Genomic DNA, 3,553 nt, shown 5'->3' with positions numbered 1-3,553 from the left:
ATAGAAAGCAATGAAAAGCCAAATAAACGAGCTTTTATGGAATACTGCTTTTTCAAAAGGTCCCGAAATGTTTTTTTTAATGTTATGCAAACTCCTGTCTACAGATACATTTGATATGTCATGAGACGAACAGAATCGCGCTCTGTAGTGGTTTTTGAAAAATTTAAGTATTAAGTTAACAGAAAAATATAAAACTCGTCCTACAGCCATTTGAGAGGTCCTAGATCGGCTTGCACCAAAAAATGCATGAAACATTACCATATCGGGGGTGTATCGAATGGATCGGACTTATACAACAAAGGACATCGCAGAAATGTTAGGTGTTGAGGCCGTTACGATACGGAAGTATTGTCAAGCGCTAGAACGTACTGGATATGTTATAAACCGAAGTAATGGAAAGGATCGGGTTTATACGGATCAAGACGCTATGACTCTTAAGTATTTGCAAACGATACGGAATAGATCGGGTATATCGGTTGAAGCGGCTTGTATTGCAGTTCAGGCAAAGAAAATGGCCGTTACGGAGGATGAAAGTGTGATCGATAATATCGGTGAAGCCGGGGCATTGAGTCGATACGCTAAACAATACGATATTCTTACATCAAAGGTTGACGCACAAGCAGAACAGATCGGCCAACTTATTGAATTAAATCAAGCGTTGATCGAACGTTTAGATAGCAGAGAAGAATACGAACGTAAGAGAGATTATCAAGTAACAGAGATGTTAACGGCAATACGTGAACAGAAAGAAGCCACTAGACAATTAGCAGCAGTTAAGGAACCCAAAACATTCATACAGCGAATACTTAGGAAATGATCGATCAGTATACGAAAAATAAATAATATTTTTACCTTTGGCAAACTCAGAAGGGGACGACTTTCAGTCTCTTTTTAGCAGATGAAAGGGATTGAAATATGAATATTAATAATTATCAAGAGATTAAACCTATAAAGTATACTGGAATATTCGATTTTTTGAAGAAATATAAAGAAATCTATTTTATTGCCCCGATCGTCGTGTATGCTGTTGGCTTTTTATATACTCAAGGATCATTCAGTTCCCTAAATGGACAAGGCTTTATTAATGATGGACTTTATCCAGTGATTCCGTTAAATCACGAAATTTACTTGTTTAGAGGATTATATGTTTTATTCGGATTGATAGCACCGGTTCTAGTGGTAACTTTGATGCTTAATATTTTGATGCTTAATAATACTAAGCATGCCCAAAGAAAATTTAAGATACATCTTAAAATCCCACATCTTAAAAGCCCAGTAAAAGTTGCATTCTTTACGCATTCCACTGTAATATTTCTCAACTCTATTCTTCGACAGTACCATGTGCCAATTAACGATATGCATATACTTTTCTATTTTTCCCTATTAACTTTAATCCATTATGCAATCATTAAATCTTTAGTGGAGAATTACAAATACAAGAATCTTGAAAATGAATTCAGAGTAAAACTAATGTTTTGTTTAATGCTTATCTTGATTACACTATTAGTTTCGATTTATCAAACTGGATATTACACTCAGCAATATAAATTACAAGCGTATTTGAATGGACAGCCTACTAAAATTGTTGAAATTTTAACAACGGAAGGTATGATTGAGTCCTATATGCTTATGGATATGAACAAAGATACATTCATAGGAATCAATAAGGACAAGGAAATGGTAATTTATCCAATTAAAGAATTAAAATCAATAGAAATAACTGATTAATTATACAAAATTGAAGAAGGTCAAATAAAAAAAACAGCCATTAGAGGGGCTGTTTTTTTTATTTGGCTCTTAAGCTGCGATTAAAAATCGTTGCTGATCGGGTGTTGGTTTTTAATGTCACGCTAGCGTGCCAAAAGGCATTTTTTGGTGTCACGCTAGTGTGCCAAAAATGAAATTCTTTGTACCCATGAAAACATTAGGCTTTGCCTAATACCACACTGAAAGTGGGGTCAGTTTTCCCTTATGCTCTTTCTATCTTTAAATGGAATTTCACTCAATCTCAGGTGTTCTTGCAAGAACACTTTAAGAACACTTTATAAATGGATTTTGTTATTAGAAAAAAACATTCACTATGGAATAAAACTGAAATTTTTCTATGAAATTTTCTTTGAATGACACCAGTAGCTTATAACAACTTCACGAGAGTGCCCATTTATACCCCTGCTTCGCAGGGAATGGGTTTAGGAGTGCAGAGGGTGAAACCCTTTGCTTATACCTTGGTGTTATCTTTTTTTGAAAATGTTTTAATATATTCCCTTTTAACCATTCTGCCGATCTGGCAGGGGAGAAGTTTAGATCACAACGATTTGAGTAGAAAAATGGTACTTCTCTTGTCAATAGCTACACTTAATTAACATTAACGAGAAACAGGCTGGATATTAGGATGCTTTTTTTAAACAAATCCTTTATATCGAGATATGATTATTCCACGTCATTACTGGATTTATTCGTATTTTTGTTAGTTTACTAGCTTCATAGTATCATGCTAAAATCTTCTAAACGAGAAAAAAGCGCCCTATGCTTTGGTCGGCTAGGCGCTTCTTCTCTATACACAAGGGGCATAGTCTGCCCTTATTTAGTTACCCCTATTATAATAGGCGGTAACATGAATAGGCAAGACTATCTGCTCCTTAAATTTAAGGAGGCTATTTTTATGAAAACAGACCGTAAATCAAGTACCAATACCATTATTCGAACAAGTAAACGTGAAAACCCTTATGTGATGATAGATAAGTACGGTTTAAACGATGAACGCTTATCCTGGAAAGCCAAAGGATTGTTAGCTTACCTTCTCTCTAAACCAGACGACTGGCAGGTATATGAATCAGACCTTATTAAACGTGCAACTGATGGACGAGATTCGGTTAGAACAGGTTTGCGTGAATTAGAGAAATTCGGCTATTTATCAAGACGCCAGATCCGTGGAGAAAACGGAAGTTTCGGACACGTGGAATATATTATTTATGAACGTCCTGTAACAGAAGATCTTCCCGATGACGGAAAATCCGTCGACGGTAAAAAACCGATGACGGAAAATCCGTCGACGGATTTTCCGTCGACGGAAAATCCACTACTACTAAATAATGATTTAAATAATAATGATTTAAATAATGATTGTTTGATTGAAGCAGCAACAGAGATTGCTGTCTCAGAATTAAATTCAGAATCTTTTAATAATGAGATTCATAAAGCATTAAGCACATACTTGCCTGAATCGATTTACTTAGAGGGAATACCTGCAGGATCCGCTTATGTAGAAGAGATATTTCTTATGTTACAAGAACAGTTTCCAAACCAGTTAGACCCAGAAGTTATACGCATTGCTGCTGATCGATACTTTGATCGTACTGCTTATCTGGCTCCAGATGCACCAAACGGTGTAAAGATGAAGATTGACGTTCGCAATCCAATAGGGTTATTTAACAAAGTGTATTCTGAAGCAATACAGCTTTATAAAATTAAAGCCAATAGAAAGCAATGAAAAGCCAAATAAACGAGCTTTTATGGAATACTGCTTTTTCAAAAGGTCCCGAAATGTTTTTTT

At 35.4% G+C, this 3,553-nt stretch carries 3 protein-coding genes; all 3 read left to right on the top strand.

Features of this window, described 5'->3' with window-relative positions; genetic code table 11:
- The first annotated feature begins 277 nt into the window (after positions 1–277).
- The 3 genes from H9647_RS25470 to H9647_RS25460 all read left to right on the top strand — a co-directional run bounded on the left by H9647_RS25470 (position 278) and on the right by H9647_RS25460 (position 3,490).
- Positions 278–817, top strand: coding sequence for a MerR family transcriptional regulator (locus H9647_RS25470; protein ID WP_191805282.1), 540 nt, complete (start codon positions 278–280; stop codon positions 815–817).
- A gap of 98 nt (positions 818–915) precedes the next feature.
- Positions 916–1,728, top strand: coding sequence for a hypothetical protein (locus H9647_RS25465; protein WP_191805280.1), 813 nt, complete (start codon positions 916–918; stop codon positions 1,726–1,728).
- A gap of 934 nt (positions 1,729–2,662) precedes the next feature.
- Positions 2,663–3,490 (top strand): helix-turn-helix domain-containing protein, encoded by an 828-nt coding sequence (locus H9647_RS25460; RefSeq protein WP_191805278.1) that lies wholly within the window; start codon positions 2,663–2,665, stop codon positions 3,488–3,490.
- Positions 3,491–3,553: the final 63 nt, after the last annotated feature.

The organism is Paenibacillus gallinarum (genome assembly GCF_014836635.1).
GTDB classification, from domain to species: Bacteria; Bacillota; Bacilli; order Paenibacillales; family Paenibacillaceae; genus Paenibacillus; species Paenibacillus gallinarum.
The sequence above is the reverse complement of the archived record's forward strand: the minus strand, read 5'-3'. Positions and strand labels throughout refer to the sequence as shown.

Coding starts and splice junctions, on each gene's coding strand:
- H9647_RS25470 (WP_191805282.1), top strand. CDS start 278: ATGGATCGGACTTATACAACAAAGGACATCGCAGAAATGTTAGGTGTT.
- H9647_RS25465 (WP_191805280.1), top strand. CDS start 916: ATGAATATTAATAATTATCAAGAGATTAAACCTATAAAGTATACTGGA.
- H9647_RS25460 (WP_191805278.1), top strand. CDS start 2,663: ATGAAAACAGACCGTAAATCAAGTACCAATACCATTATTCGAACAAGT.